Genomic DNA, 23,218 nt, shown 5'->3' on the forward strand with positions numbered 1-23,218 from the left:
CGCCTTCTTGACTGTGCCCGGTCCTCAGATCGGCTTCGGCTCGCCGGCCTCATAGAGCATGAGGTTGCGCTCGCCTATGCCGAGCGATGCCCAGCTCGCCCGCCAATCGGCGATGTGAGGCGAGCGGAAATGCGCGTCGAGCGCGGCCCTGTCGCTCCACACCTCGGTTACATGGATGAGCCCGGCGTCGAGCACGTCCTGCGCGTAGGAGTATTCGATGCAGCCGGGCTCCGCCCAGCTGCCCAGTATCATGCGCCGCATGGCCGGCCTTGCCTCGTCGAGCCGTTCCGCCGGCAGGCGAATGGTGCCGATGATCACCAGCATGATCTCTCTCCTCAAGGCCTCTGTCGTCCCGGCAAGTAACCAGTCCTCCCACCCTCGCGCAAGCTTGACCGGTTAGGCTCGAAGGGCTGTCGCGTGCTCGGCAGGCTTGTGATTGGGGACGACATGGCGGTCAGCGAAAGCTTAGCGACAGGAACAGTGGCCAAGAACGGCCGCGATGTCTTCTTCGCCATCGGCATCGTCATCATCCTGGCCGTGCTATTCCTGCCGATCCCGGCCTTCCTCATCGACATCGGCCTCGCCTTCTCGATCGCACTGTCGGTGCTGATCCTGATGGTGGCGCTGTGGATCCAGCGGCCGCTCGATTTCTCGTCCTTCCCGACCGTGCTGCTGATCGCCACCATGCTACGGCTATCGCTCAACATCGCCACCACGCGCATGATCCTGTCGCACGGCAATGAGGGCACGCACGCCGCCGGCTATGTCATCGCCGGCTTCTCCAAACTTGTGATGGCCAGCGATTTCGTCATCGGCCTGATCGTCTTCATGATCCTGATTGTGGTCAACTTCATCGTCATCACCAAGGGCGCCACCCGTATTGCCGAAGTCGGCGCCCGCTTCACCCTCGACGCCATCCCCGGCAAGCAGATGTCGATCGACGCCGACCTGTCCGCCGGCATGATCGACGACAAGACAGCGCAACTGCGCCGCCGCGAGTTGGAAGAGGAATCCTCCTTCTTCGGCTCGATGGACGGCGCCTCGAAATTCGTCCGCGGCGACGCCATTGCCGGCCTCATCATCACCGCCATCAACATCGTCGGCGGCATCGCCATCGGCTACATCAGGCACGGCATGGGCATGGGCGAAGCCGCCGATGTCTTCATCAAACTGTCGGTCGGCGACGGCCTCGTCACCCAGATCCCGGCGCTTATCGTTTCGCTCGCCGCCGGCCTGCTTGTGTCCAAGGGCGGCACGCGCGGCTCGACCAACCAGGCGGTGTTCGGCCAGCTCGGTGCGCATCCGCGCGCGCTCTATGTCGCGGCCTCGCTGCTCGTCCTGCTCGGCCTGATGCCCGGCCTGCCGTTCTTCCCGTTCTTCACGCTAGCCGCCGGCATGGCCGGCCTTGGCTACGTCATCCCGATGCGCGCCAACCGCGAGGCTGCCGCCGCCGAAGCGATCAAGGATCTGGAGAAGGCGAACAAGGTCGAGGAAGAGAAGAACTCGGTCAAGGCTTCGCTGACCACCGCCGAGATCGAGCTTCTGATCGGCAAACAGCTGTCGACGCGGCTGCTGGTGTCGCATCAGGAACTGGTGTTCCGCATGGCCAAGATGCGCAAGAAATTTGCCACGCAATATGGCTTCGTCGTGCCGGAAGTGCGCGTCGCCGACGATTTCGGCATCCCGCCGAAAAGCTATCAGATCAAGGTCCACGGCACCGTCGTCGCCGAATACCAGATGCGCGTCGGCGAGATCATGGTGCTGCTCGGCAACCGGGATTTGCCCGACGTTCCCGGCGAGGAAATCCGCGAGCCGGCCTTCGGCATGCGCGCCTTCTCGGTGCTCGAAACCTTCGCCGAGGATCTGAAGCGCGAGAACTATACCTTTGCCGACAACATGTCGGTGCTGCTCACCCATTTGTCCGAGGTGATCCGCAACAACCTGCCGCAGCTTCTGTCCTACAAGGACATGAAGGCGCTGCTCGAGCGCCAGGATCCGGAATACCGCAAGCTCGCCGACGAGATCTGCACCTCGCACATCTCCTATCCCGGCCTGCAGGCGGTGCTCAAATTGCTGCTGGCCGAACGCGTATCGATCCGCAACCTGCATTTGATCATCGAAGCTATCGCCGAGATCGCGCCGCATGTGCGCCGCACCGAGCAGATCGTCGAGCATGTCCGCATCCGCATGGCCCAGCAGATCTGCGGCGATCTCTCCGAGGGCGGCATGCTCAAGGTGCTGCGCCTCGGCAACCGCTGGGACCTCGCCTTCCACCAGAGCCTCAAGCGCGACGCCAAGGGCGAGGTGCGCGAATTCGACATCGACCCGCGCCAGCTGGAGGAATTCGGCCAGGACGCGACCAAGGCGATCCGCAAGCATCTCGAGGCCGGCGAGCGTTTTGTCCTCGTCACCGCGCCCGATGCTCGCCCCTATGTGCGCATGATCATCGAGCGCCTGTTCACGACGCTTCCCGTTCTCTCCCATGTCGAAATCGCCAAGGGCGTCGAGATCAAGGTGCTCGGGACGATCTCGTGAACATACTGTCGCAAGGCCTCGTCATCGCCGCCTTCCTCGCCTTCTGTCGCATCGGCGCCTGCTTCATGCTGATGCCGGGCCTGTCCAGCGCCCGCGTGCCGGTCCAGGTCCGGCTGTTCGTGTCGATCGCCGCCACCGGTGGCCTGCTCGCCTTCCTGTGGGACAAGATCTTTCCCTTCGTCGATGCGCGTCCGCAGGTGCTGGCGCCGATGATCATCTCCGAACTTTTGGTCGGCGGGCTGATCGGCGCGATGACGAGGCTCTACATGGAGGCGCTGCGCTTCATGGGTTCGGCCATCGCCATGCTGATCGGCTATGGCGGCACCGGCGGCCCCGCCATCGAGGAGCCAGAGCCGCAGGCGGCCCTCGCCGCCATCATCTCGTTTTCAGCGTTGCTGCTGCTCTTCGTCTTCGATTTCGACCACGAGATCATCCGCGCTCTGGTCGCCTCCTACACGGTGGCGCCGGTCAACGTCTTCTTCAATCCGCAGGCCGCCCTGGTCGATCTCACCGACACGGTGTCGGACGCCTTCTTCCTGGTCATCCGGCTCGGCAGCCCGTTCATCGCCTATGCCATCCTGGTCAATTTGACGATCGGCTTCGTCAACAAGCTGACGCCGCAGATTCCGGTCTACTTCATCTCACTGCCTTTCGTCATCGCCGGCGGCATGATCATCTTCTACTTCGCCATCGGCACCATGCTGTCGCTGTTCGTCGACGGCTTTGTCGATCTGACGCTGGCGAGGTGAGATGAGCACGCGCAAGGAACGGCTGAAGAAACTGGTCAAGGTGCAGGAGCAGCTGAAGGCCCTGCACGAGACGCGCCATGCGGCCTTCCTGGCGGCAGCGGCAACCGCCGAAACCGAGGCCAGGGAACTTGTCCAGCATTTCGACGCCGACCAGTCGATGGCGGTGCTGTTCCCTGACCTCTACCATCGCCGCATCGCCAATGCGCTGGTCCGGCAGGAAGCGAGCCTGGAAGGCGCCAGGCAGGAGGTCACGCTCATCGCCACTGCGACGGCGCGCACCAACATGGTCGAGCGCGCCTACAAGGACGTGCGCCGACAGGACGAACGCGAACGCTCCGACCGCGACCGGCTCGATCTGATCGCGCAGAGGCGAGGGCAGGAATAATCGGAAGTTAGAGCCGGGTCACCTGCGGACGGCGTTCGGTTTCGTTCCGTGCGGCGGGCTGTGTTGGGTGTACGGCGCCGTGTTCGGCCTCTGCGCCTACGCCACCTACGATCTGACCATGGCGACGCCGGCAGCGCCCACCGCAAACGACCAGATCGCATCGACCCAGCCGGAGTTGCCGCTGCTGATAGCAATGGCCTAGCATCCGGCGAAGGATTTCGAGCCGGCAAGCCTGCCACAAGCTTGCTGCGGCATGGTCGCTCAGGAAACCCGGCAAAGAGGCGGACTTTCTTGGCGATTTCTCCACCCAGCGACATCGTTCTCGATGTTGCCCGAGCCGTCGACCCGGCGGATATCGAGGCTGCCCGTGCCGCGCTGGCCAAGCGGGCCAACGGCGTTGGCGGTAATTTTTCTGTCGACATGGCTGCTTCGGTCGATGCCGGCTCGATCCTGTCGCGCGCCACCGCCGACAAGGCCGCCGCAAATGCCGATCCCGCCAGCAAGTTCAAGAAGTTCGAGGCGATGGTCTTGCAGACCTTCATCCAGAACATGCTGCCCAAGGACACAGAGGGCGTCTACGGCAAGGGGCTGGCCGGCGACATGTGGAAATCGCAGCTTGCCGAGCGTGTCGCCGACGTCATGGCCGAGCGCGGAGGGATCGGCATCGCCAAATCGCTGCTCGCCGACCACTACAAGGACGGCAAGCGCACCGTGCCGATCGGCCCGGTGTCAACCGGGCCGCACAAGACCGAGATCGACCAGCAGACCCGGCTGTCCACCTCGCTGGTCGAGGAATTGCAGCGCAAGGCCGCACGGTCGATGACCGGCGACGAGACGACCATCAAAACCGAAATCAAGATCTAGACCAGGATTTTCAATGGCCGATTTTTCAAAATACTCTTCCAACCTGCAGGCGCGTACGTCCGAAGCGCCGATCCCGTTTGCACGGCCGGGCAACCTTGCCGCCATCATCGGCCGCATCGAGGAAGCGGTCGAGGAAGAGACGGCCGGTTTGAAGAACGACACCAGCTATGACCTCAAGGCCTCCAACGCCCGCAAGAGCCGCTACCTCTATGAGCTGACCCGCGCCATGAAGGGCGCCAACGAGATCGAATTCCTGGAACAGCATCGCGACAGTCTGGCGCGGCTGCGCCAGAAGCTCGCGAAAAACGAGGCTGCAATCCTCGCCCACCTCAACGCGGTCAACGAAGTCGCCACGCTGTTGAAGAACGCCATTCAGCGCGCCGAAGCCGACGGCACATACTCGGCCGGCGAATTCGGTTGGGCGAGCTGATGATCTCGGCAACAGGCGGGAACAACCGGTGATCAAATTCATCGCCGCCGCGATCTGGATCTGCGCCGCCACGCTTGGCGCGGTGTTCTATTCGTTCCAGGCGGCCGGTGAGCGCGGCGTCGGCGAGACGCCGAAACCGATGCTGGGTGGCCTCGACTACGTCAAGACCGACATCATCTCGGTGCCGCTGATCCGCGATTCCAAGATCGACGGCTATTTCCTCACCAAGCTCGTCTACACGGTCGAGCCGGCCGAGATAAAGAAGATGTCGATCCCGGCCGAAGCGCTGATGACCGATCAGGTCTATTCCTATCTCTACTCCAATCCTCAGATCGACTTCACCAAGAAGGAAACCATCGATCTCGATGCCTTCCGCAAGGCCATACGCGACACCGTCAACGCTCGCGTCGGCGCCGACCTGGTGCATGAAGTGCTGATCGACCAGGTCAACTTCCTGACCAAGGACGAAATCCGCGACAACGCCATGCGCCGCCGCAAGGATCCGGCCACGCCGACCGAACCGGCCCCGGCGGAATCGGCCCAGGCCGAGGCGGCGAAGCCCGCTGCTGAACACTAACCTTCGTCGCAGGGTGAATGTTCTCTGCCGCATTCCTTCCGACTGAAACGAGATGACGCATCGCGCGTTGACGTTTACGTCAACTCGAAGCTATATGCGCCAAGCGACCAGGATCGCGGTACGCGCGAGACAGCGACTTCGGCGGAGGCCGGTCACTGAAGCGCGGCAAAACGCAACGAGACCAGGAGAACAGTCATGAGCGTTCAGGACATTGCCGAGAAGATGAGGTCGCGCGTGGCGAGCGCCGGGTTCGAACATTCCGTGAAGTTCGATACCGGCAGCAACGGCGTCATCGTCATCGACGGCGCAACCGTCTCAAACACCGATGCGCCGACCGACTGCACCATCAAGCTGTCGCTCGACGATCTGGATTCGCTGATCGCCGGCGACCTCAATCCGACCATGGCGTTCATGTCCGGCAAGATAAAGGTCGAAGGCGATATGTCGGTCGCCATGGCGCTCAGCCAGCTGATCGGCTGAGCCCTTCGCAAAAACAAAACGCCGCCCTCGCTGAAATGCAAAGGACCGGCGGCGTTTGTTTTTGACCAATCAGGCGGCCAGCGAGAGCCTCTGTGTCTTGAGCTTGCGACCTGCAGCCTTCAGCGTGCCATGCGCGCCGTCGAGCGCACCATCGATCAGTTCCAGCGCGAGCAGGCGGTGCCGCTCGTACGGACCAGGCATGGCTAGCGCGCCGGTCTTCTCCGCCGAAAAGCCGAAGCGACCGTAATAAGGCGCATCGCCGACCAGCAGCACCGCGGCATGGCCGAGACGCGCGGCCTCGGCCAAAGCATGGCGCATCAGCGCCGAGCCGATGCCGGCGTTCTTCAGCGCCGGATCGACGGCGAGCGGTCCGAGCAGAAGTGCTCCCGGGCCGCCCTCGCCCAGACGTACGTCCCACAGCCGCACCGTGCCGGCAACCGCGCCGGCGGCATCCCGCACGACAAAAGCGAGACCTTCGGAAGGCCGGCGGCCACGCCGCAGCTTCTCCGACGATTTCTTGCGCCGCATCGGCCCCATGGCGCGATCGAGCAACGCTTCACGCGATGCAATGTCTGCCGCAGTTTCGGCGACGATGGGAATGGCGCCGGCCATCTCCCGCTCAAGGGGGGAGAATCCAATGCCGTCAATGTAATTTACAATGTCCATTTCCGCGATCCTTCACGAGCGGAGCTTGTTCCACAGGCGAACCCGGGCGGACGCAAACGTCCGCCTGGGGTGATCTGAAGGCCGAAGCCGTCAGATCACGTAGGATCGGAGAGGCTCGAAGCCGTTGAAGGCGACCGCCGAGTAGGTGGTCGTGTAGGCGCCGGTGCCTTCGATCAGCACATCGTCGCCGATGGTCAGCGACAGAGGCAGCGGATACGGCGTCTTCTCGTACATCACGTCGGCCGAATCGCAGGTCGGGCCGGCGAGCACGCAAGGTGCGGTCTCCGAACCGTCATGGCGGGTGACGATCGGATAGCGGATCGCCTCGTCCATCGTCTCGGCCAGACCGCCGAACTTGCCGATGTCGAGGAACACCCAGCGCACATTGTCGTTTTCGGCCTTCTTCGAGATCAGCACGACTTCCGACTTGATGACGCCGGCATTGCCGACCATGCCGCGGCCCGGCTCGATGATGGTCTCCGGGATGGCATTGCCGAAATGCTTGCGCAGCGCCGAAAAGATCGCCTGGCCGTAAGCCTGGGCCGCCGGCACGTCCCTGAGGTAGCGCGTTGGGAAACCGCCGCCCATATTGACCATCTTGAGGACGATGCCTTCGTCGGCGAGCGTGGCGAACACCTTCTTGGCGTCGGCCAGCGCACGGTCCCACGCCGTCAGGTCGGTCTGCTGCGAGCCGACATGGAACGACACGCCATAGGCGTCGAGGCCGAGCGTCCTGGCATGGCGCAGCACGTCGACGGCCATCGCCGGCACGCAGCCGAACTTGCGCGACAGCGGCCACTCGGCGCCTTCGCCGTCGGTCAGCACGCGGCAGAACACGCGGGCGCCGGGAGCGACGCGGGCGATCTTGTCGACTTCCTCGACGCAGTCGACGGCGAACAACCGGATGCCGAGCTGGTAGGCGCGTGCAATATCACGCTCCTTCTTGATGGTGTTGCCGAAGGAGATGCGGTCCGCCGGCGCACCGGCATCCATCGCCATCTCGACTTCGGCAACGGAAGCGGTGTCGAAGGACGAGCCCATCGCAGCAAGCAGGCGCAGGATTTCCTGCGCCGGGTTTGCTTTCACCGCATAGTAGATCCGGGAATCGGGCAGCGCCTTTTCGAAGGCGCGGAAATTGTCGCGCACGACATCGAGGTCGACGACGAGGCAGGGGCCGGACGGACGTCGGGTGGCGAGGAAGTCGAGGATGCGCTGAGTGGCCATCGGGGTCTCTCCATTAACGCCTTGCGGCGCGCAATAAGGCTGCGGGACGCGGGCTTTCGGCCTCGCGAACACGCGGTCAAACAAAGGCGGGACGGAAATCCATGGAACCAGCCGGTGGAGACCCCGGAACCATGAAACGCCGTCTCGCGGCGGTGAACCTTGGCCTTGCCCGGCCTCGGTTCGCTTTGTCTGCCTTGGCTTGGATGGGAGACCCGTCCGCACTGCCGGCAATGAAGGTGTGCCTCTTCAGTAACCCCGGTCTTTGGACGACCGGCAGAACACCAGAAAGGCCCGCACCGTCGTTGCTTCAAGGTGTCCTCGGGCTGGCGGTTGGCCGCTAGACCGACTGGAGGGGTTAGCTCCAGTTACCTTACCGATTTCCCTCGCCATTCGAGGATCGGCGGACACCCACAGGCACGTGCGACTTTGGGCAAGCGCGATATAAGATCGAAAGATTTCACAATCAATAAAAATCGTACTCCAGGTTGTAAAATTTCCGGCATCGAACAATGCTGGGCCTACTGTATACGGATATCGAACGATGCCAGGCACGCACGGCCCGCTCAACGCCCTTCTCGACCTGCGTCGAATGCCGGTGGCCAATGCGGAACTGGGGCCACTGGCCGGGCTGCGCCTGGCTGTGAAGGACATTTACGACGTCGCCGGCTACCGCACCGGTTGCGGCAATCCGGTGAAGTTCGCCGAGTCCCACGCCGCGTCCAGCACGGCACCGGCCGTGCAGATGATTCTCGACGCCGGCGCGCGCTTCATCGGCAAGACGCAGACCGACGAGTTCGCCTTCTCGCTGATGGGCCAGAACGCGCATTTTCCGTTTCCGGTGAACCCGGCTGCCCCCGACCGCGTCACCGGCGGCTCGTCCTCCGGATCGGCCGCGGCGGTGGCCGGCAAGTTTGCCGACATCGCCACCGGCTCCGACACCGGCGGCTCGATCCGCGCCCCGGCGAGCTTTTGCGGATTGATCGGGCTGCGCACCACGCATGGCCGCATTTCGCTCGAAGGCACGATGAAGCTGGCGCCGAGCTTCGACACATTCGGCTGGTTCGCCGACGACATCGAAACCTATGAGACGATCGGCAAATTGCTGCTTGGCCGCGACCCGCACCAGCATCCGCTCAACCGGCCGCTGTCGATCCGCTGGCTGGACGCCTTCGTCGCCGGCCCGGCCGAGGCAGCCGAATACGCCAGGATGAGAGCGCTGGCGGCCGGCCTTGTCGGCGAGCCGGCGCCGGTGGAATACAGCTTCGCCTCCTTCCCCGACAAGCTCTACTGGTGCTTTCGCCGCCTCCAGGCCGCCGAGGCCTGGCAGCAGCATGGCGCCTGGATCATTTCGGGCGAGCGCGATCTCGGGCCGGGCGTCGAGGAGCGCTTTGGTTTCGGCCGGACAATCGACGAAAAGACCGCGCGGGCCGAGGCGGTGCGCCGCTTGACGTTCCGCTCCGAGCTAGCCGCGCTGCTCGGCCAGGACGGGTTTCTTGTCCTGCCCACCGTTCCAGGCCCCGCACCTCTGGTCAAAAGCGAGCCGCAGCAGCTCCAGGCCTACCGCGAAAGGGCCTTGCATCTTTTGTGCCTTTCGGGTCTTTCAGGCTTTCCGCAAATCACCCTGCCGCTGGGCTCGGTTGACGGTGCCCCTTTCGGCCTCTCGCTGCTCGGCCCTCCCGGCAGCGACATTGCCCTGATACGGCTCGGCCGGCGAATTCTCGATGCGGCACGAAAGGCCTGATGATGGATACACTGACCCGCATGCGCGCCTTCATCGACGTCGTCGAGGCCGAAGGCTTTTCGGCGGCCGCGCGCAAGATCGGTCGCTCCAAGGCGCTGCTGTCGAAATATGTGCGCGAACTCGAGGACGAACTCGGCGCGCTGCTGCTCAACCGCACCACGCGGCAGTTCTCGTTGACCGAGGCCGGCCATACCTATTACAGCCGCGCTTCGGAAATCGTGCGCGAGGTCGACAGCCTAGCCGACGCCGTGCGCGAATCCTCCGGCGACGTGCGCGGCAGGATCAAGCTCTCCGCGGCGCGCACCTTCGCCGACGCGCCGATAGGCCAGTCGCTCATCGACTTCGCCAAACAGCATCCCGACATCGTGCTCGACATCCATCTCGACGACCGTTTTGTCGATCTGGTCGAGGAAGGTTTCGATCTTGCCGTGCGCATCTCGCGCCTGGAGAACTCATCGCTGATCGCCCGCCGCCTGGGGCCGTTTTCGATCAAGCTTTGCGCCTCGCCGGAGCTGATCGCCAAGCACGGCAAACCGACGCGCCCGCAGGATCTCGCCAACTTGCCCTGCATCGTCGACACCAATGGCCGCTCGCTCGCCAACTGGCGCTTCAGGGGCGATGGCGAGGAGTCAGTCAGTGTCAACGTATCGGGTCCGATCGAGGTCAACAGCCCGATGGCCGCGCGAGCCGCCGCCGTGTCCGGTCTGGGCTTCACCATCCTGCCGGATTTCATCGCCGCGCCCGACCTCGCATCCGGGCTGCTGGTGTCCTTGCTCGACGACCGCATCCAGTCGGGCAGCGGCATTTTCGCCGTCTACCCGCACCGTCGCTATCTGCCGGCCAAGGTCCGTGTCTTCGTCGATTTCCTGGTGCAATGGTTCAAGAACCGCGAGAGCGCTTGAGCCGGTCCTGCCGTGCCGCGGTCCCAATTTCGCCCCGTTTCTGGTAACCTCTCGAAATCTCTCCGAGGCCGATGGAACAGCGACCGAGAATGCATCTGAAACGGCACGCAATCATGCTGGCTTCGGCCCTGGCGACGACTTTTGCCTCCGTCGGAGCGGCTGGCGCGCATCCTCATGTCTTCGCCGAGGCCCGCCTCGACGTGATCCTCTCGCCGGATCACCAAAGTGTGAAAGCGCTGCGTCACCTCTGGCGTTTCGATGATCTGTTTTCGAGTACGGTGATGATGGAGTTCGACAAGAACTCCGACCTGAAGCTTGGCGACAAGGAGCTGAAGGATGTCGCCGACACAGTTCATGCCTCGCTGGCCGAATTCAACTATTTCCAGCTCGTCACCGTCGACGGCAAGGACGTGCCTATGACGCCGCCACCGCATCTGATGGCCAATTTCGACAACGACCAGTTGATCATCCTGTTCGAATCCGAACCCAAGGTGCCGATCAAGCTCGCCGGCAAGATCGATTTCGGCGTCTACGATCCAACCTTCTACACAGCGATCGACTTCACCGAGGATAGCAACATCACGGTGGAAGGCCTGCCCTCGAACTGCACCAAGAGCGTCATCCGGCCTGATCCAGACGAGGCGATCAAGGAAAACCAGAAGACCCTGACGGACGCGTTCTTCAACGACCCGACAGGCACCGACATGAGCAAGATCTTCGCCACCAAGCTCGAACTGAATTGCCCGCCAGAAGGATAGATCCGGTGATGAAACCGTCCCTGCGTTTGGCATTCGGCCTCGTGGCCGCTGCCCTGCTGATGACGCACTTTCTCGGGCAGGCCCATGCCCAGAGCTCACTCGGCATCGGTGTCAATGACGGCATGGCGCCCACCACCGGCCCGTTCGCCCACATCCTGATGTGGATCAATCTGCGCCAGCAGGAATTCTACCGCGCATTGGCCACGGCGATGAAAGCAATGCGCGAGGACGGCAGCAAGATGTGGCTGCTGATCGGCCTGTCCTTCGCCTACGGCATTTTCCACGCCGCCGGCCCCGGCCACGGCAAGGCGGTGATCTCGTCCTACATGGTGGCCAATGAAGTGGCGCTCAGGCGCGGTATCCTGCTGTCCTTCGTCTCGGCGCTGCTGCAGGGCCTGACCGCGATCCTGGTGATGCTGCTTGCCTATTTCGTCCTGCGCGGCACCGCCATCTCGATGACCGACGCAGCCTGGTTCATGGAGATCATGAGCTATGTCTTCGTCACTTTGTTCGGCGCCTGGCTGCTGTGGCGCAAGCTCGGGCCTACGGTCCTGCGCTGGTTCGGCAAGGCGCCCGCCTACAGCCTGTCGGCAGCCCACGCCGGTCATTCCCATGGCGGCCATTCGCATGCCGCTCACAGCCACGCGGCGCATGCGCATTCGCATGCCTTGCATGTGCATCACGACCATTCGCATGATCATCACGATCACGCTGCGCACGACCACGACACGCACGATCATTCCCATCACGACCACGCTCATCACGATCACCCAGCCGGCGAGGTCTGCGACACATGCGGCCATTCGCATGCGCCCGATCCGGCGCTGCTGTCGGGCGATCGCTTCGACTGGCGCACGGCCTGGTCGGCAGTAGCCGCCGTCGGCATCCGTCCCTGCTCCGGCGCGCTGATTGTGCTCAGCTTCGCGCTGCTCAACGGCCTGTGGCTCGGCGGCCTGCTCTCGGTGCTGGCGATGTCGATCGGCACCGCCATCACAGTCTCGGCGCTGGCGACGATCGCGGTGACAGCCAAGAACTGGGCGGTCTATTTCGCCGGCGACGGCCGCATGGGCAACCGCATCCACACAGTCGTCGAAATCGGCGGCGCCGCCTTCGTCTTCCTGTTCGGGCTGTTGCTGTTGTCGGCGAGCCTGTCCGGAGCTGTGTGACCTCGGCGGGTCAGGCCTGACCCGCGATCATTCCGCCCAGCTCATCCTCGATATGAGCGCGGATGATTTCATCGAAACTGTTTTCGGCGCTGAAGCCGAGGTCCCTTGCACGGCGCGCCTCGAAGCGCGTCGGCCAACCCTTGACGATCGCCCAGATCGTTTCGTCGGGCTCCTCACGGATCAGGCTCGCCACCTCGGCGCCTGCAGTGCGCTCCAGCGCCTCGATCTGCTCGCCGACGGTGACGGCAACGCCGGGCATGGTGAGGTTGCGGCGCGGCCCGACAGCGGCACCGTCGAGCCCGGCGGCATGGATCAGGAAACCGACCGCAGAGCGCGGGCTGGCATGGGTGTGCAGCACCGAGCGCGGCACCGGCAGGATCGCCTCGTGGCCGCTCAGCGGCTCGCGGATGATGCCGGAGAAGAAACCTGACGCCGCCTTGTTCGGCTTGCCGGGCCGCACGCAGATGGTCGGCAGCCTTATGCCGATGCCGTCGAAGAAGCCGCGCCTGGAATAGTCGGCCAGCAGCGCTTCGCTCATCTGCTTCTGCGTGCCGTAGGAGGTCAGCGGCGTCGGATGAAAGTCGTCCGGGATGACATCCGGGAACGGCGCGCCGAACACCGCGATCGACGAGGTGAAGACGAGACGCGGCGAAAAGCCCGCCAGCCGCACGGCGTCGAACAGCGCCCGTGTGCCGTCGAGATTGACGCGGTAGCCGAGATCGAAATTGGCTTCCGCCTCACCCGACACGATGCCGGCGAGATGGAACATGACGTCGGGGCGTGAGGCGACCAGGCTCTCGGCAGCACCGGCGTCGGCAAGGTCGCCGGTATGCGTGGCGATGCTGACGCCGTCCATCGCCGGCGCCTGCGGCGGCACGATGTCGTGCAGGTCGAGCCCGGTGATCTTGCGGCCGTTGAGCGTGCCGTCCTTGGCCAGCCGGTCGACAAGTTTGCGGCCGACCATGCCGGCGGCGCCAGTAATCAGGATGCGCATTTCAAAGCCTCTTATTTGCCCTTGTTCTGGCTGCGACCCCGCAACCAGAACACCAGAAAGAATGCCAGCACGAAGGCGATGCCGACGATGCCGGCAAGTACGGTCGAGACATTGCCGACGGCCAGCATCACGGTCGGCAGATAGAACGCCGCGATGCCGAACAGCAGCATGATCCAGGCTGCGGCAATCAGCGCGTTTCGCGTGTCGCGATCCATCATGCCGTCCCGCCACAGCGGGAACTCGTCAACTCGGATGCCAATGCCATGAAATTCCCTGTCAGTGATAATGGCCGTGATGCGGTGGCGCACCATGGTCGTGGTCATGATCGTGCTCGTCATGGCTGTCGGCGCACTGGCCGAATTCCGGTTCGACCGTCGCGTGGCTGATGCCGTGTTCGGCGGCGAGCCGCTTCTTGATGGCGCTGACCGCCTGGTGCGGATCGACGCCATCGTTGAGGCAGGCATGCAGCGTCGCCATGTTGCTGGAGCCGTCCAGCGACCAGACATGCATATGGTGCACTTCGCGCACGCCCTTGACGGTGCCGGCAATGTCCTTGGCGATGATGTCGCGGTCGAGGCTTGCCGGTACGCCTTCGAGAAGGACGTGGGCGGCTTCGCGCATCAGCGACCATGCGGTGGACAGGATCAACACCGAGACCAGCACCGACAGAATCGGGTCGATCGGCGTCCAGCCGGTGGCCAGGATGACCAGCGCCGCCACGATCGCCGCCGCCGAACCGAGCAGGTCGCCCAGCACATGCAGGATGGCGCCGCGCATGTTGAGGCTGTCGTGGTCGCCGCCATGCAGCACGAAGAACGAGGCGAAGTTTACCAGAAGGCCGGCGATCGCCACCACCAGCATCGGCCCGCCCAGCACCGGCGCCGGCGTCATCAGCCGGCCCCAGGCTTCGTAGACGATCCACAAAGCAATGGCGAAGATGGCGATGCCGTTGGTGTAGGCGACCAGCGTCTTGACCCGGCCGAAACCATAGGTCAGGCGCACTGTCGCCGGCCGTCCGCCAAGATGGAAGGCGTACCAGGCAAGGCCAAGCGCGATCGAGTCGGCGAGCATGTGGCCGGCGTCGGCCAGCAGCGCCAGTGATCCCGTCAAAAGGCCGCCAAGCACTTCGGCCACCATGAAGCCGGCGGTCAGGCAGGCTGCGATCAGCACACGCTTCTTGTCGGTCGAGCCATGCAGGTGGCTGGCGCCATGCCCAGCAAGCGAACCATGATCATGGCTGTGCGCCATCGGAAAAAACTCCTGTTACGCGCCGAACTCGGCGCGGAAATCCTCGAGCCGCCGCTTCTGCCGGCCTTCGCCATCGAAATTGGCGGGATCGAGCCATGCCTCATAGGCTTTGCGCAGCGCCGGCCATTGCTTGTCGATGATCGAGTACCATGCGGTATCGCGGTTTTCACCCTTGACCACAAGATGCTGGCGGAAAATGCCCTCGAACTTGAAGCCGAACCGTTCCGCCGCGCGCTTTGACGGCTCGTTGCGGTTGTTGCATTTCCACTCGTAGCGGCGATAGCCGAGCCCGTCGAAAATATACTTCATGAACAGGAACTGCGCCTCGGTCGCTGCCGGCTTGCGCGAGATCAGCGGCCCCCAATAGATGTTGCCGATCTCGATGACGCCATAGGTGGGATCGATGCGCATCAGCGTCTGTCGCCCGGCGACCTTGCCGCTGGCCTTGTCGATGACGGTGAAGAACAGCGGGTCCTCGCTCGCCTCGACCTTGTCCAGCCATGGCTGGAAATCGGCGCGGGTTTGCGGCGGGTAGTCGGGCAGCCAGGCAAAGCGTCCATCGATGTCGGGCACGGACGACGCCTCGTACAACCCATCGCCGTGCTTTTCGGCGCTCAGCGGTTCGAGCCGGACATAGCGGCCGTCAATGGGCTTGCGCTCGGGCCGCGGACGCGCTTGCCAATCTTTGAGATTTTCCGACACGCAAAACTCCAATCCGTTTGACTTTTGTGAGCAGACGCTCACAAAAACGCGACCTAACAGCAAGAACCACACGGACGGGAAAAATGCTCCACACGATTTCGGCCTTCGACCGTCTCGGCGAGGAAAACGCCTTTGCCGTGTTGGCGCGCGCGACTGCACTGGCTCAACAGGGCCGCGACATCGTCAACCTCGGCATCGGCCAGCCCGACTTCAAAACGCCGCAGCACATTGTCGAGGCCGCGATCAAGGCGCTGCGCGACGGCCACCATGGCTACACCCCGGCCAATGGCCTGCTGGCGACGCGCGAAGCGGTGGTGCGGCGCACGCTGACCACTACCGGCGTCGAAGTCTCGCCCGAGAATGTAATGATCCTGCCCGGCGGCAAGCCGACCATGTTCGCGGCCATCTTGATGTTCGGCGAACCCGGCGCCGAGATCCTCTATCCAGACCCAGGCTTTCCGATCTACCGCTCGATGATCGAGTTCACCGGCGCCGCGCCCATTCCGGTGCCGATCCGCGAGGAGAACGGCTTTGCCTTCTCGGCAGAAGAGACGCTGGCGCTGATCACGTCGAAGACCAGACTGCTAATCCTCAACTCACCGGCCAACCCGACCGGCGGCGTCACGCCGCGCGCCGAGATCGAGAAGCTGGTAAAGGGACTGCAAGCGCATCCGCAGGTCGCTATCCTCTCCGACGAAATCTACGACGTCATGACCTATGACGGCGAGACGCATTTTTCGCTGCTCAATTTTCCGGAAATTCGCGACCGGCTGATCGTGCTCAACGGCTGGTCGAAGACATGGGCGATGACCGGCTGGCGCATGGGCTGGTCGATCTGGCCGAATGGCGACAAGGGCGGGCATCTCTACGACAAGGTCCGCAAGCTGGCGGTCAATTGCTGGTCCTGCGTCAACGCGCCGAGCCAGTTCGCCGGCATCGCCGCCATCGACGGCCCGCAGGACGATGTCGACAAGATGATGTGCGCCTTCGACAACCGCAGGAAGATGGTGGTCGAGGGGCTGAACGCGCTGCCCGGCGTCTCCTGCATCACGCCCAAGGGCGCATTCTATGCCTTCCCGAATGTTTCGAAGACCGGCTGGAAGGCCAAGAAGCTCGCCTCGGCACTGCTCGAGGAGGCCGGCGTGGCGCTGATCGGCGGCCCCGATTTCGGCATTCTCGGCGAAGGCTACATCAGGCTCTCCTACGCCAATTCCGAAGAGAACATCTTGCGCGCGCTGGAGCGGATCGAGTCGTTTTTGAAGAGGTAGGCCTTCGGCTCTTCACCCACGCCCCACGAACGGCATCTTGGTCGCCATCACCGTCATGAACAGCACATTGGCATCGAGCGGCAGGCTGGCCATGTGGACGACGGCGTCGGCGACGCGCTGGACGTCCATCACCGCTTCGGCGGCGATGGTGCCATTGGCCTGCGGCACGCCGACCGTCATGGCATGCGCCATATCGGTCAGCGCGTTGCCTATGTCGATCTGGCCGCAGGCGATGTCATAGGGCCGGCCGTCGAGCGCCAGCGTCTTGGTCAGCCCCGATATGGCGTGCTTGGTCGCGGTGTAGGGCACCGAGCCCGGCCGTGGCGCATAGGCCGACACCGAGCCATTGTTGATGATGCGGCCGCCCATTGGCTTTTGCTTGCGCATGACGCCGAAGGCGGCGCGGGCGCACAGGAACGATCCGGTGAGATTGACGCCGACAATATCGTTCCAGACCTCGACCGGGATCTCGTCGATCGGCGTCGACTTGTAGCTCATGCCGGCATTGTTGAAGAGCAGGTCGACGCGGCCGAAGGCTGCGGCCACCGTCTCGAACAGATCATCGACTTCGCCGGCCTTGCTGATGTCGCAGGCAACCGCCAGCGCCTTGGCGTCCGTTTTCCCGGCCTCGGTAATGGCGGCATCGAGCACCGCTTTGCGGCGGCCGCAAAACACCGTGTTCCAGCCGGCCTTGAGCAGCGCCGTGGCGACGCTCTTGCCGATGCCGGTGCCGGCGCCGGTGACGATGGCGGTTTTCTCTGTGAGGACTGTCATGATTTTGCTCCTGCGCGCCGCGCATCCCCGGCACAGATCGGGGTGCATCCGAATGCACCGACCCATCGCAAATGAGGGCGATCATGGCAAGCCGGACACTAATGCATGTCGCTCAAAAGTGGCCCCGGTTCTGAGAGAACGACATGCATCCGGACAAAAACATGAAGCGCCACGCGCTTTATGTGATCGGTCCGACAAAAAGGGCGGTCATTGGCGACCGCCCCCTGATCTGAACCGGGCTTGGGAGGAGGAAAAGCCGATCCGACTAACTAAAATCATGCGCTTCCTCGGTAAACGAGAAGTTAACGCTTTTCCCGCCGCGGCTGCGTTGTCTACCAGCGCGGGTTCGGCGCCGTGCCTGACGGAACCGGCACCTTGGCCGCCGACACCGTCGCCTCGACATGATCGACGAGCGCATCCGGCAGGCCGAGCCGGCCGGCGAGCAGGTCGAGATAGCCGCGTTCGGCGCGCGTATCGGGGTCGATCGTCAGTCGGGACGCCGTGTAGAGCTCGAGCCTCTGCTCATCGGTCTTGGCGCCTGCGACCAGCGTATCGAGGTCGAGCGGGCTGTCCAGCTCGGCCATCAGAAACTTTTCCGCTTCCGTGCCGATGCCGGCCAGACTGAGCTTGCCGGCGATCTTTTGGCGTTCCGCGTCATCGACATGGCCATCGGCCTTGGCCGCCGAGATCATCGCCCGCACCAGGGTCAGCGTGAACTCGTCCTCCCCCTGTGGCGCCTGTGAAGGATGAAAGCCGGTGTCGGCGGGCGGCGGCAGCAATTCCGGCTGGCCGGCCGCCGGCGCCTGCTCGGGTGCATTGCCGGCCTCGTAATTCTGGTAGGCCTTGTAGGCGAGACCGCCGATCGCAGCCAGTCCGCCGAGCTTCACGGCCGTGCCGGTGACCTGCCGTCCCGTGCCGGTTCCAAGCAGCACCGCGGCCAGCGCACCGGCGGCCAGCGGATTGTCCTTGGCCATCTGCACAGCCTGCCCGGCCTTGTCGCGAACGGTGCCGGTTGTGCCGGGAACTTGCGAGCCGAGCAGATCGTCGAGAAGCTTCTTGGGGTCGAACATGGTGCCTCCAGAAAAGGGCCCGCGCCAACGTGGACGGGCAGGTTTTGGACGTTGCAGACGTAGGTCCCGATTGTTGACATTACAATGACGGACCGGCGCTTTGCTATCGGCGCCGGCAATGCCGCAAATCAAATTCGATGTGTCGAAACCCGCCTCGGCTTCGGTTAGTGTCGCCGCAACGTCGGCGAGGGAGGAGTTTTGCCGTGACCGATCAGCCAGACCGCGACCAAGCACGAGATCCCCAGGATCTGGAGCGCCTGCTAATTGATCGGCAATGGGCGGGAGACATTGAGGGCATGGTAGCGCTGTTCGAACCCGATGCCGTCATCGACACCGGAGCAGCCGAATTGACGCGTGGCCATGAGGCGATCCGCGCTTTGTTCGAAGCCTTTGCCGCGAGCTGGCGAAAATTCCAGCGCGGCGAGCAGCGCCCGGCGGCCATTAACGGCGACCTCGCGTTGACGTCGACCAGGCTTGCCGACGGCTCGATAACCTCAGAGGTCGCGCGCCGGCAGGCCGACGGCACATGGCTGTGGGTGATCGACCGCTATTCTGTCGTGTGGTGATCCAGTCAGGGCGTCGGCGGCACTTAACTGCCGATATGTCCCCTGCCCTGCGCCTGCGCAAGTTCGACCTGGCGCTGGCGCTCGGCATAGCGGGTGCGATCCTCATCCGAGCGTGCCTCGTAGCAATGCGGGCATGACACGCCGGTGGAAAAATGCGGCGACAGCCGGTTCTCCGGCGTCAGCGGATGCCGGCAGGCGCGGCAGAGTTCGGCCTCGCCTTCGGTCAACCCATGCGACACCGAGACCCGCTCGTCGAAGACGAAACACTCGCCCTGCCACAGGCTGTCTTCGGCCGGCACCTCTTCAAGATATCTGAGGATGCCGCCCTTGAGATGGAACACATCCTCGAAGCCGAGCGACTTCACATAGGCCGTCGCCTTTTCGCAGCGGATGCCGCCGGTGCAGAACATCGCAACCTTGCGGCCGTCGAGTTGGTCGCGGTGTTTTTCCACCCAGGCCGGGAATTCGCGAAAGCTCGACGTGCGCGGGTCCACCGCGCCCTCGAACGTCCCGATCGACACTTCGTACGCGTTGCGTGTGTCGATGACGATGGTGCCGGGGTCCGAGATCAGCGCGTTCCAGTCGGCCGGCGCGACATAGGTCCCCGCACCCGTCGCCGGGTCGAGGTCTTCGACGCCCATGGTGACGATCTCGCGCTTCAGCCGCACCTTCATGCGATGGAACGGCATTTCGGCGGCAGTGCTGTATTTGACCTCGAGATCGGCAAGACCCTCGATGGCCTCGAGATAAGCGATCAGGTCGGCTATGTCGGCTTCGCTGCCGGCGACCGTGCCGTTAATGCCCTCCTGCGCCAGAAGCAGCGTGCCCTTGATGCCGCGCCCGCAGCAGAAGGCGGCAAGCGGCGTGCGCAAGACCCGCAGCGCGTCGAAGTCGCCCAGCCTCGCAAATTTGTAGAGCGCGGCGACGCGCACGGGTTCATGGTTGGTCATCGCCAAGCCACTAGACCGTGGTCAAAGCGGATTCAAGGCAGAGCTAAAGACACTTCGTCGGTATTCGCCCGCAGGCTCGTTGGCCGACATGTGACATCGCGGCAGGCCGGGTTTCGTGGACTCGGAATCGGCCTTCTGCTAATCGGTTGAAATCACCTAGGGAGAGACAAGCCAATGCTCAGCAAGACCGAAACGCTCCTGTCGCTGCTCAATGGCCAGCCGGTCATTCCGGTGCTGAAGATCGCCAATGTCGCGGACGCCGTCCCGCTCGCCCGGGCGCTGGCCGCCGGCGGCCTGCCGGCAATCGAGATCACGTTGAGAACCGCCGATGCGCTGGAAGCGATCCGCCGCGTCGCCGGTGAGGTCGAGGGCGCCATTGTCGGCGCCGGAACAATTCTCGATGCCAAGCAGTTCGACGAGGCAGCGGCCGCTGGCTCGAAATTCATCGTCAGCCCCGGCATCACGCGAGAGTTGCTGGCGGCGGCCAAGGACAGCGACGTTCCCTTGCTGCCCGGCGCTATCACGCCCGGCGAGATCATGGCTGCCCGCGAGGCCGGCCTGCGGTTCCTGAAATTCTTCCCGGCCGAACAATCCGGCGGCATCGCCTCGCTCAAGGCCTTTGCCTCGCCGCTGGCCGACGTGAAATTCTGCCCGACCGGCGGCATCTCGGCCAAGAACGCCGCCGACTATCTCAGCCTGGCCAATGTCGTCTGCGTGGGCGGCTCGTGGGTGGCGCCGGACGAGTTGGTCAAGGCCGGCAAGTGGGATGAGATCGAGGCGCTCGCGAAGGCCGCGAGCAAGCTCGGAAAATAACCTCCGCTACTTTGTCTTTGCGCAATTCCCAAGGGAAGCGCTCCGCGCTTTCCCGGGAAAATCACAGTGTTCCCGGAATTGCACTCGGCACAAAAACCCGCCAGCTGCGCCGACCGGGTTTGCTACGCGTTGAGATTTTGGTTCCCGCTCATGGGCTCGAACCACGATTCACGCCTTCAAAGGGCGCTGTCCTACCATTAGACGAAGCGGGAATGCAGGCTGGTGGTTAGCATTCCGGGACGCTAGAAGCCAGTGCTGGAGATTCGCCAACAGCAAAAAGCCGCGCGGGTTGCCCAGCGCGGCTTCGATGTTTACCCCGTCGAGCTCTTACTTCGTCTGGAAGCGGGCGACCGAAAGGAATTTTACGGCATTGCCGGTGAAGCGGTTGGCATCGGCCATCTGGTTGTCCGCCTGGAAGCCTGCGGTGTAGACCTCGCTCGGCGGCGTATGCACGATGTTGTAGGCATAGCGCGGCGCTGTCGTCGGGCTGGAAACGGTGGCGATGTGGTCGCCGCTGCTCAGCGCCCAGCGGGCCGCCTGCGGTTCGGCCGCCACCACCACTGCCTTCGGTCCTGGCTTCAGGTCGCGGGCCGAAGCCCTGGCTTCCTTGCGTGTCGTCTTGACGCCGGCGCCGATCACCGAGGCTGGATCGGTACCGGCGGGACGGGCAGCAATAGCGCCGCGCGGCGATGCGGCATCGACACCTGACGGATCGTTGAACGCCGAGCGCGGCTCAAGCGACGCAACCTGATAGTCGTCGGTAGCACCGGCTGTATCGGCGGCGCTGGCCTGTTCGAGAACCGCCTTGACCTCGTCCGGACGCTGCGACGGCAGCACCGAGAACGCGTCGGTTGCGGTCTGCTTGTGGGCAGCCGTATCGGCCAGCGCCAGCAGAACGCCCTTGTCCTGCGGCGCAAGCTCAGCCGGCGGCGAAGAGCGGTCGGGACGCCAGGTCGGCAACGGGACGTTGACCGCGACCTGCGCCGGAGCGGCAGCTTGATCGGCCCCCTGGTCGGCATTGCTCGCATCGGCCGTGCCGAACGGCACATTGGCCGGCGCCTGCGCCGTCGCCACCGTCTGTTCGGTGGTGGCATCGGCCACGCCGAACGGCACGGTCTCAGGTTGTTGCGCGCCGACATCGGCCTTCGGCCGCGGTGCGAAAGCGGGCAGCGGCACTTCCTTGGCGGGCAGCGCGGCGATGATCGTCTCCGGCGTGTCCTGCGGCTCCGAATCGTCAGCGCTGTCGTCGGCAAGCTGCGGAATGTTGGCGCGCTTGGCGTTCTGCGGCGACACGATCGCGATGCCAGGCAGATTGCTGTTGTTGTTGCTCGTGGCAGCCAGCACCGGCTTCACGCTTCTCGGCGGCGGCGCGGCGGTAGCAACATCGGCGCTGTCGTCGGCTTCGTCTTCACCGCCACCGCCAAAGAACGCGGACAGGAAGCCGCCGGATTTCTTGGTGCTGCCGCCTGCGCTGGCCATCATGATGGCAGGAGAACCGGCGCCCTTGCGCGCCTTGTAGGAGGCGAGCGCTTGGTCATAACCCGGCAACGGCCTGCCGTCGCTCGGCACATGCAGCGTCTTGCCATTGGGGAACAGGCTGACCAGTTCCTGGCGGCTGATGCCTGGCCAATGCCGCACATTGCCGACGTCCATGTGGACGAAGGGCGAACCCGACGACGGATAGTAGCCGACGCCGCCGCCCTGCATCTTCAGGCCGATGTTGCGCAGCTTTTTCAGCGGCACACCCGGAATGTAGAAGTCCATCGCCTTGCCCAGCATATGCTGGCTTTCCTTGGCGACACCGCGGCTGCGGCTGCGCAGCATCGAATTGGTCGACGGCGAGCGATAGCCGCAAACGACCTGGATGTAGTCGGTGGCGCCGGCCTGCCGGTAAGCTTCCCACACCAGATCGAGCAGGCGCGGATCCATCTTGGTCGGTTCGTTGCGACGCCAGTCGCGCAGGATGATGTTGATCTTCCTGAGGCCTGCCGGATCGTAGCGGCCATTGCGCTTGTAGACGATCTCGGCCTTTTCGTGCGTGTGGAGGTGATAGAGCTTGAGCGAGCGCGTTTCAGCGCTGGCGCCGGCAGCAGTTGCGGCGAGGAAAGCGAACGCAACGATCAACGCTGCCAGCCATCTCGGCCAGACGCCCATGTGATCGCGCCGCCCGTTTCTGTGTCGTTCGACTTTGTTCAAATCAAAAGGCCTTGCAGGCTGCCGTTTGTCCCCGGATTTGTCCAAACGGATGCGTGGTTCTCACATCCGAATATCGATCCTAATGGTTAATCATCGCTTATTGAAGCCGAAATGCGGTAACACCGTGGCGATATCCCGTCAAAATAATACACAGGATTTC

26 protein-coding genes and 1 tRNA gene are annotated in these 23,218 nt (G+C 63.8%); 15 read left to right on the plus strand and 12 right to left on the minus strand.

Annotated features, from left to right (window positions below; genetic code table 11):
- Positions 1-24: 24 nt before the first annotated feature.
- Positions 25-324: a putative quinol monooxygenase gene (locus tag NKH38_RS01910; RefSeq protein WP_352594686.1), complete on the minus strand. Its 300-nt coding sequence runs from the start codon at positions 322-324 to the stop codon at positions 25-27.
- 123 nt (positions 325-447) lie between these two features.
- Here NKH38_RS01910 and flhA point away from each other — a divergent pair, with 123 nt between their 5' ends.
- The 8 genes from flhA (at position 448) to NKH38_RS01950 (ending at position 6,020) form a co-directional block, all read left to right on the plus strand.
- Positions 448-2,535: a flagellar biosynthesis protein FlhA gene (flhA, locus tag NKH38_RS01915; protein ID WP_023671908.1), complete on the plus strand. Its 2,088-nt coding sequence runs from the start codon at positions 448-450 to the stop codon at positions 2,533-2,535.
- Positions 2,532-3,284: a flagellar biosynthetic protein FliR gene (gene fliR / locus NKH38_RS01920; protein WP_023710960.1), complete on the plus strand. Its 753-nt coding sequence runs from the start codon at positions 2,532-2,534 to the stop codon at positions 3,282-3,284. The genes flhA and fliR overlap by 4 nt, the downstream gene beginning before the upstream one ends.
- Before the next feature lies 1 nt (position 3,285).
- On the plus strand, positions 3,286-3,669 hold the full coding sequence (locus tag NKH38_RS01925; protein WP_023691741.1) for a hypothetical protein: 384 nt from the start codon (positions 3,286-3,288) through the stop codon (positions 3,667-3,669).
- A gap of 67 nt (positions 3,670-3,736) precedes the next feature.
- Positions 3,737-3,871 (plus strand): hypothetical protein, encoded by a 135-nt coding sequence (locus tag NKH38_RS01930; RefSeq protein WP_023691742.1) that lies wholly within the window; start codon positions 3,737-3,739, stop codon positions 3,869-3,871.
- Positions 3,872-3,960: 89 nt separating this feature from the next.
- Positions 3,961-4,533: a rod-binding protein gene (locus NKH38_RS01935; protein ID WP_023671918.1), complete on the plus strand. Its 573-nt coding sequence runs from the start codon at positions 3,961-3,963 to the stop codon at positions 4,531-4,533.
- 13 nt (positions 4,534-4,546) lie between these two features.
- Entirely contained in the window at positions 4,547-4,963 is a 417-nt protein-coding gene (locus NKH38_RS01940) for a hypothetical protein (protein WP_352758731.1), read from the plus strand.
- Between the two features lie 28 nt (positions 4,964-4,991).
- The gene (locus NKH38_RS01945; protein ID WP_023683275.1) at positions 4,992-5,540 is read left to right on the plus strand and encodes a hypothetical protein; all 549 of its coding nucleotides are present in this window, start codon (positions 4,992-4,994) and stop codon (positions 5,538-5,540) included.
- A gap of 195 nt (positions 5,541-5,735) precedes the next feature.
- Entirely contained in the window at positions 5,736-6,020 is a 285-nt protein-coding gene (locus NKH38_RS01950) for an SCP2 sterol-binding domain-containing protein (RefSeq protein ID WP_023695725.1), read from the plus strand.
- A 69-nt stretch (positions 6,021-6,089) separates the two neighbouring features.
- Here the strand turns inward: NKH38_RS01950 and NKH38_RS01955 are convergent, their stop codons facing one another.
- On the minus strand, positions 6,090-6,632 hold the full coding sequence (locus tag NKH38_RS01955; protein ID WP_023733464.1) for a GNAT family N-acetyltransferase: 543 nt from the start codon (positions 6,630-6,632) through the stop codon (positions 6,090-6,092).
- A gap of 144 nt (positions 6,633-6,776) precedes the next feature.
- Positions 6,777-7,910: an ornithine/lysine decarboxylase gene (gene odc2, locus NKH38_RS01960; protein WP_023703997.1), complete on the minus strand. Its 1,134-nt coding sequence runs from the start codon at positions 7,908-7,910 to the stop codon at positions 6,777-6,779.
- A gap of 541 nt (positions 7,911-8,451) precedes the next feature.
- Here odc2 and NKH38_RS01965 point away from each other — a divergent pair.
- The 4 genes from NKH38_RS01965 (at position 8,452) to NKH38_RS01980 (ending at position 12,477) form a co-directional block, all read left to right on the plus strand.
- A complete protein-coding gene (locus NKH38_RS01965) occupies positions 8,452-9,651 on the plus strand; it encodes an amidase (RefSeq protein ID WP_352758736.1) in 1,200 nt (399 codons plus the stop codon).
- 2 nt (positions 9,652-9,653) lie between these two features.
- On the plus strand, positions 9,654-10,553 hold the full coding sequence (locus tag NKH38_RS01970) for a LysR family transcriptional regulator (RefSeq protein WP_023671925.1): 900 nt from the start codon (positions 9,654-9,656) through the stop codon (positions 10,551-10,553).
- 89 nt (positions 10,554-10,642) lie between these two features.
- Positions 10,643-11,311 carry a DUF1007 family protein gene (locus NKH38_RS01975; protein WP_352758739.1) on the plus strand — a complete coding sequence of 223 codons (669 nt, stop codon included), beginning with the start codon at positions 10,643-10,645 and terminating at the stop codon, positions 11,309-11,311.
- An 8-nt stretch (positions 11,312-11,319) separates the two neighbouring features.
- Positions 11,320-12,477: a nickel/cobalt transporter gene (locus NKH38_RS01980; protein ID WP_502896582.1), complete on the plus strand. Its 1,158-nt coding sequence runs from the start codon at positions 11,320-11,322 to the stop codon at positions 12,475-12,477.
- Between the two features lie 10 nt (positions 12,478-12,487).
- Here NKH38_RS01980 and denD read toward each other — a convergent pair whose 3' ends face one another.
- From denD to NKH38_RS02000, 4 genes are read right to left on the minus strand one after another with little or no spacing between them, the layout of a single operon-like run.
- Positions 12,488-13,471 (minus strand): D-erythronate dehydrogenase, encoded by a 984-nt coding sequence (denD, locus tag NKH38_RS01985; protein WP_023710956.1) that lies wholly within the window; start codon positions 13,469-13,471, stop codon positions 12,488-12,490.
- An 11-nt stretch (positions 13,472-13,482) separates the two neighbouring features.
- A complete protein-coding gene (locus NKH38_RS01990; protein ID WP_023686390.1) occupies positions 13,483-13,689 on the minus strand; it encodes a hypothetical protein in 207 nt (68 codons plus the stop codon).
- 58 nt (positions 13,690-13,747) lie between these two features.
- A complete protein-coding gene (locus tag NKH38_RS01995; RefSeq protein ID WP_023683267.1) occupies positions 13,748-14,719 on the minus strand; it encodes a cation diffusion facilitator family transporter in 972 nt (323 codons plus the stop codon).
- A gap of 15 nt (positions 14,720-14,734) precedes the next feature.
- Positions 14,735-15,421 carry a GNAT family N-acetyltransferase gene (locus NKH38_RS02000; protein ID WP_023683266.1) on the minus strand — a complete coding sequence of 229 codons (687 nt, stop codon included), beginning with the start codon at positions 15,419-15,421 and terminating at the stop codon, positions 14,735-14,737.
- A gap of 83 nt (positions 15,422-15,504) precedes the next feature.
- Between NKH38_RS02000 and NKH38_RS02005 the strand changes: the two genes are divergently transcribed.
- Positions 15,505-16,689: a pyridoxal phosphate-dependent aminotransferase gene (locus NKH38_RS02005; protein WP_023683265.1), complete on the plus strand. Its 1,185-nt coding sequence runs from the start codon at positions 15,505-15,507 to the stop codon at positions 16,687-16,689.
- A gap of 12 nt (positions 16,690-16,701) precedes the next feature.
- On the opposite strand, the gene NKH38_RS02010 is transcribed toward NKH38_RS02005, so the two are convergent.
- On the minus strand, positions 16,702-17,463 hold the full coding sequence (locus NKH38_RS02010) for an SDR family oxidoreductase (RefSeq protein ID WP_023683264.1): 762 nt from the start codon (positions 17,461-17,463) through the stop codon (positions 16,702-16,704).
- Between the two features lie 332 nt (positions 17,464-17,795).
- The gene (locus tag NKH38_RS02015) at positions 17,796-18,533 is read right to left on the minus strand and encodes a tellurite resistance TerB family protein (RefSeq protein WP_352758745.1); all 738 of its coding nucleotides are present in this window, start codon (positions 18,531-18,533) and stop codon (positions 17,796-17,798) included.
- A gap of 203 nt (positions 18,534-18,736) precedes the next feature.
- On the opposite strand from NKH38_RS02015, the gene NKH38_RS02020 reads away from it, so the two are divergent.
- Positions 18,737-19,099 carry a YybH family protein gene (locus NKH38_RS02020; protein ID WP_023671936.1) on the plus strand — a complete coding sequence of 121 codons (363 nt, stop codon included), beginning with the start codon at positions 18,737-18,739 and terminating at the stop codon, positions 19,097-19,099.
- A 23-nt stretch (positions 19,100-19,122) separates the two neighbouring features.
- Here NKH38_RS02020 and trhO read toward each other — a convergent pair whose 3' ends face one another.
- The gene (gene trhO, locus NKH38_RS02025) at positions 19,123-20,049 is read right to left on the minus strand and encodes an oxygen-dependent tRNA uridine(34) hydroxylase TrhO (RefSeq protein WP_023686394.1); all 927 of its coding nucleotides are present in this window, start codon (positions 20,047-20,049) and stop codon (positions 19,123-19,125) included.
- A 174-nt stretch (positions 20,050-20,223) separates the two neighbouring features.
- Here trhO and NKH38_RS02030 point away from each other — a divergent pair, with 174 nt between their 5' ends.
- A complete protein-coding gene (locus NKH38_RS02030) occupies positions 20,224-20,862 on the plus strand; it encodes a 2-dehydro-3-deoxy-phosphogluconate aldolase (protein ID WP_023691750.1) in 639 nt (212 codons plus the stop codon).
- Positions 20,863-21,000: 138 nt separating this feature from the next.
- Here the strand turns inward: NKH38_RS02030 and NKH38_RS02035 are convergent.
- Together NKH38_RS02035 and mepK are read right to left on the minus strand one after the other, a co-directional pair.
- Positions 21,001-21,074: transfer RNA gene (locus NKH38_RS02035), tRNA-Gln, on the minus strand.
- A gap of 115 nt (positions 21,075-21,189) precedes the next feature.
- Positions 21,190-23,016 carry a peptidoglycan L,D-endopeptidase MepK gene (mepK, locus tag NKH38_RS02040; RefSeq protein WP_352758749.1) on the minus strand — a complete coding sequence of 609 codons (1,827 nt, stop codon included), beginning with the start codon at positions 23,014-23,016 and terminating at the stop codon, positions 21,190-21,192.
- Positions 23,017-23,218: the final 202 nt, after the last annotated feature.

It is taken from the genome of Mesorhizobium sp. M1078 (genome assembly GCF_040318615.1).
GTDB lineage: Bacteria > Pseudomonadota > Alphaproteobacteria > Rhizobiales > Rhizobiaceae > Mesorhizobium.

Bases quoted from the DNA above. Each gene is read 5' to 3' on its own strand.
- NKH38_RS01910 (WP_352594686.1), bottom strand. From the start codon at position 324: ATGCTGGTGATCATCGGCACCATTCGCCTGCCGGCGGAACGGCTCGAC.
- flhA (WP_023671908.1), top strand. From the start codon at position 448: ATGGCGGTCAGCGAAAGCTTAGCGACAGGAACAGTGGCCAAGAACGGC.
- NKH38_RS01925 (WP_023691741.1), top strand. From the start codon at position 3,286: ATGAGCACGCGCAAGGAACGGCTGAAGAAACTGGTCAAGGTGCAGGAG.
- NKH38_RS01940 (WP_352758731.1), top strand. From the start codon at position 4,547: ATGGCCGATTTTTCAAAATACTCTTCCAACCTGCAGGCGCGTACGTCC.
- NKH38_RS01950 (WP_023695725.1), top strand. From the start codon at position 5,736: ATGAGCGTTCAGGACATTGCCGAGAAGATGAGGTCGCGCGTGGCGAGC.
- NKH38_RS01955 (WP_023733464.1), bottom strand. From the start codon at position 6,632: ATGGCCGGCGCCATTCCCATCGTCGCCGAAACTGCGGCAGACATTGCA.
- odc2 (WP_023703997.1), bottom strand. From the start codon at position 7,910: ATGGCCACTCAGCGCATCCTCGACTTCCTCGCCACCCGACGTCCGTCC.
- NKH38_RS01965 (WP_352758736.1), top strand. From the start codon at position 8,452: ATGCCAGGCACGCACGGCCCGCTCAACGCCCTTCTCGACCTGCGTCGA.
- NKH38_RS01970 (WP_023671925.1), top strand. From the start codon at position 9,654: ATGGATACACTGACCCGCATGCGCGCCTTCATCGACGTCGTCGAGGCC.
- NKH38_RS01975 (WP_352758739.1), top strand. From the start codon at position 10,643: ATGCATCTGAAACGGCACGCAATCATGCTGGCTTCGGCCCTGGCGACG.
- NKH38_RS01980 (WP_502896582.1), top strand. From the start codon at position 11,320: ATGAAACCGTCCCTGCGTTTGGCATTCGGCCTCGTGGCCGCTGCCCTG.
- denD (WP_023710956.1), bottom strand. From the start codon at position 13,471: ATGCGCATCCTGATTACTGGCGCCGCCGGCATGGTCGGCCGCAAACTT.
- NKH38_RS01990 (WP_023686390.1), bottom strand. From the start codon at position 13,689: ATGATGGATCGCGACACGCGAAACGCGCTGATTGCCGCAGCCTGGATC.
- NKH38_RS01995 (WP_023683267.1), bottom strand. From the start codon at position 14,719: ATGGCGCACAGCCATGATCATGGTTCGCTTGCTGGGCATGGCGCCAGC.
- NKH38_RS02005 (WP_023683265.1), top strand. From the start codon at position 15,505: ATGCTCCACACGATTTCGGCCTTCGACCGTCTCGGCGAGGAAAACGCC.
- NKH38_RS02010 (WP_023683264.1), bottom strand. From the start codon at position 17,463: ATGACAGTCCTCACAGAGAAAACCGCCATCGTCACCGGCGCCGGCACC.
- NKH38_RS02015 (WP_352758745.1), bottom strand. From the start codon at position 18,533: ATGTTCGACCCCAAGAAGCTTCTCGACGATCTGCTCGGCTCGCAAGTT.
- trhO (WP_023686394.1), bottom strand. From the start codon at position 20,049: ATGACCAACCATGAACCCGTGCGCGTCGCCGCGCTCTACAAATTTGCG.
- NKH38_RS02030 (WP_023691750.1), top strand. From the start codon at position 20,224: ATGCTCAGCAAGACCGAAACGCTCCTGTCGCTGCTCAATGGCCAGCCG.
- mepK (WP_352758749.1), bottom strand. From the start codon at position 23,016: ATGGGCGTCTGGCCGAGATGGCTGGCAGCGTTGATCGTTGCGTTCGCT.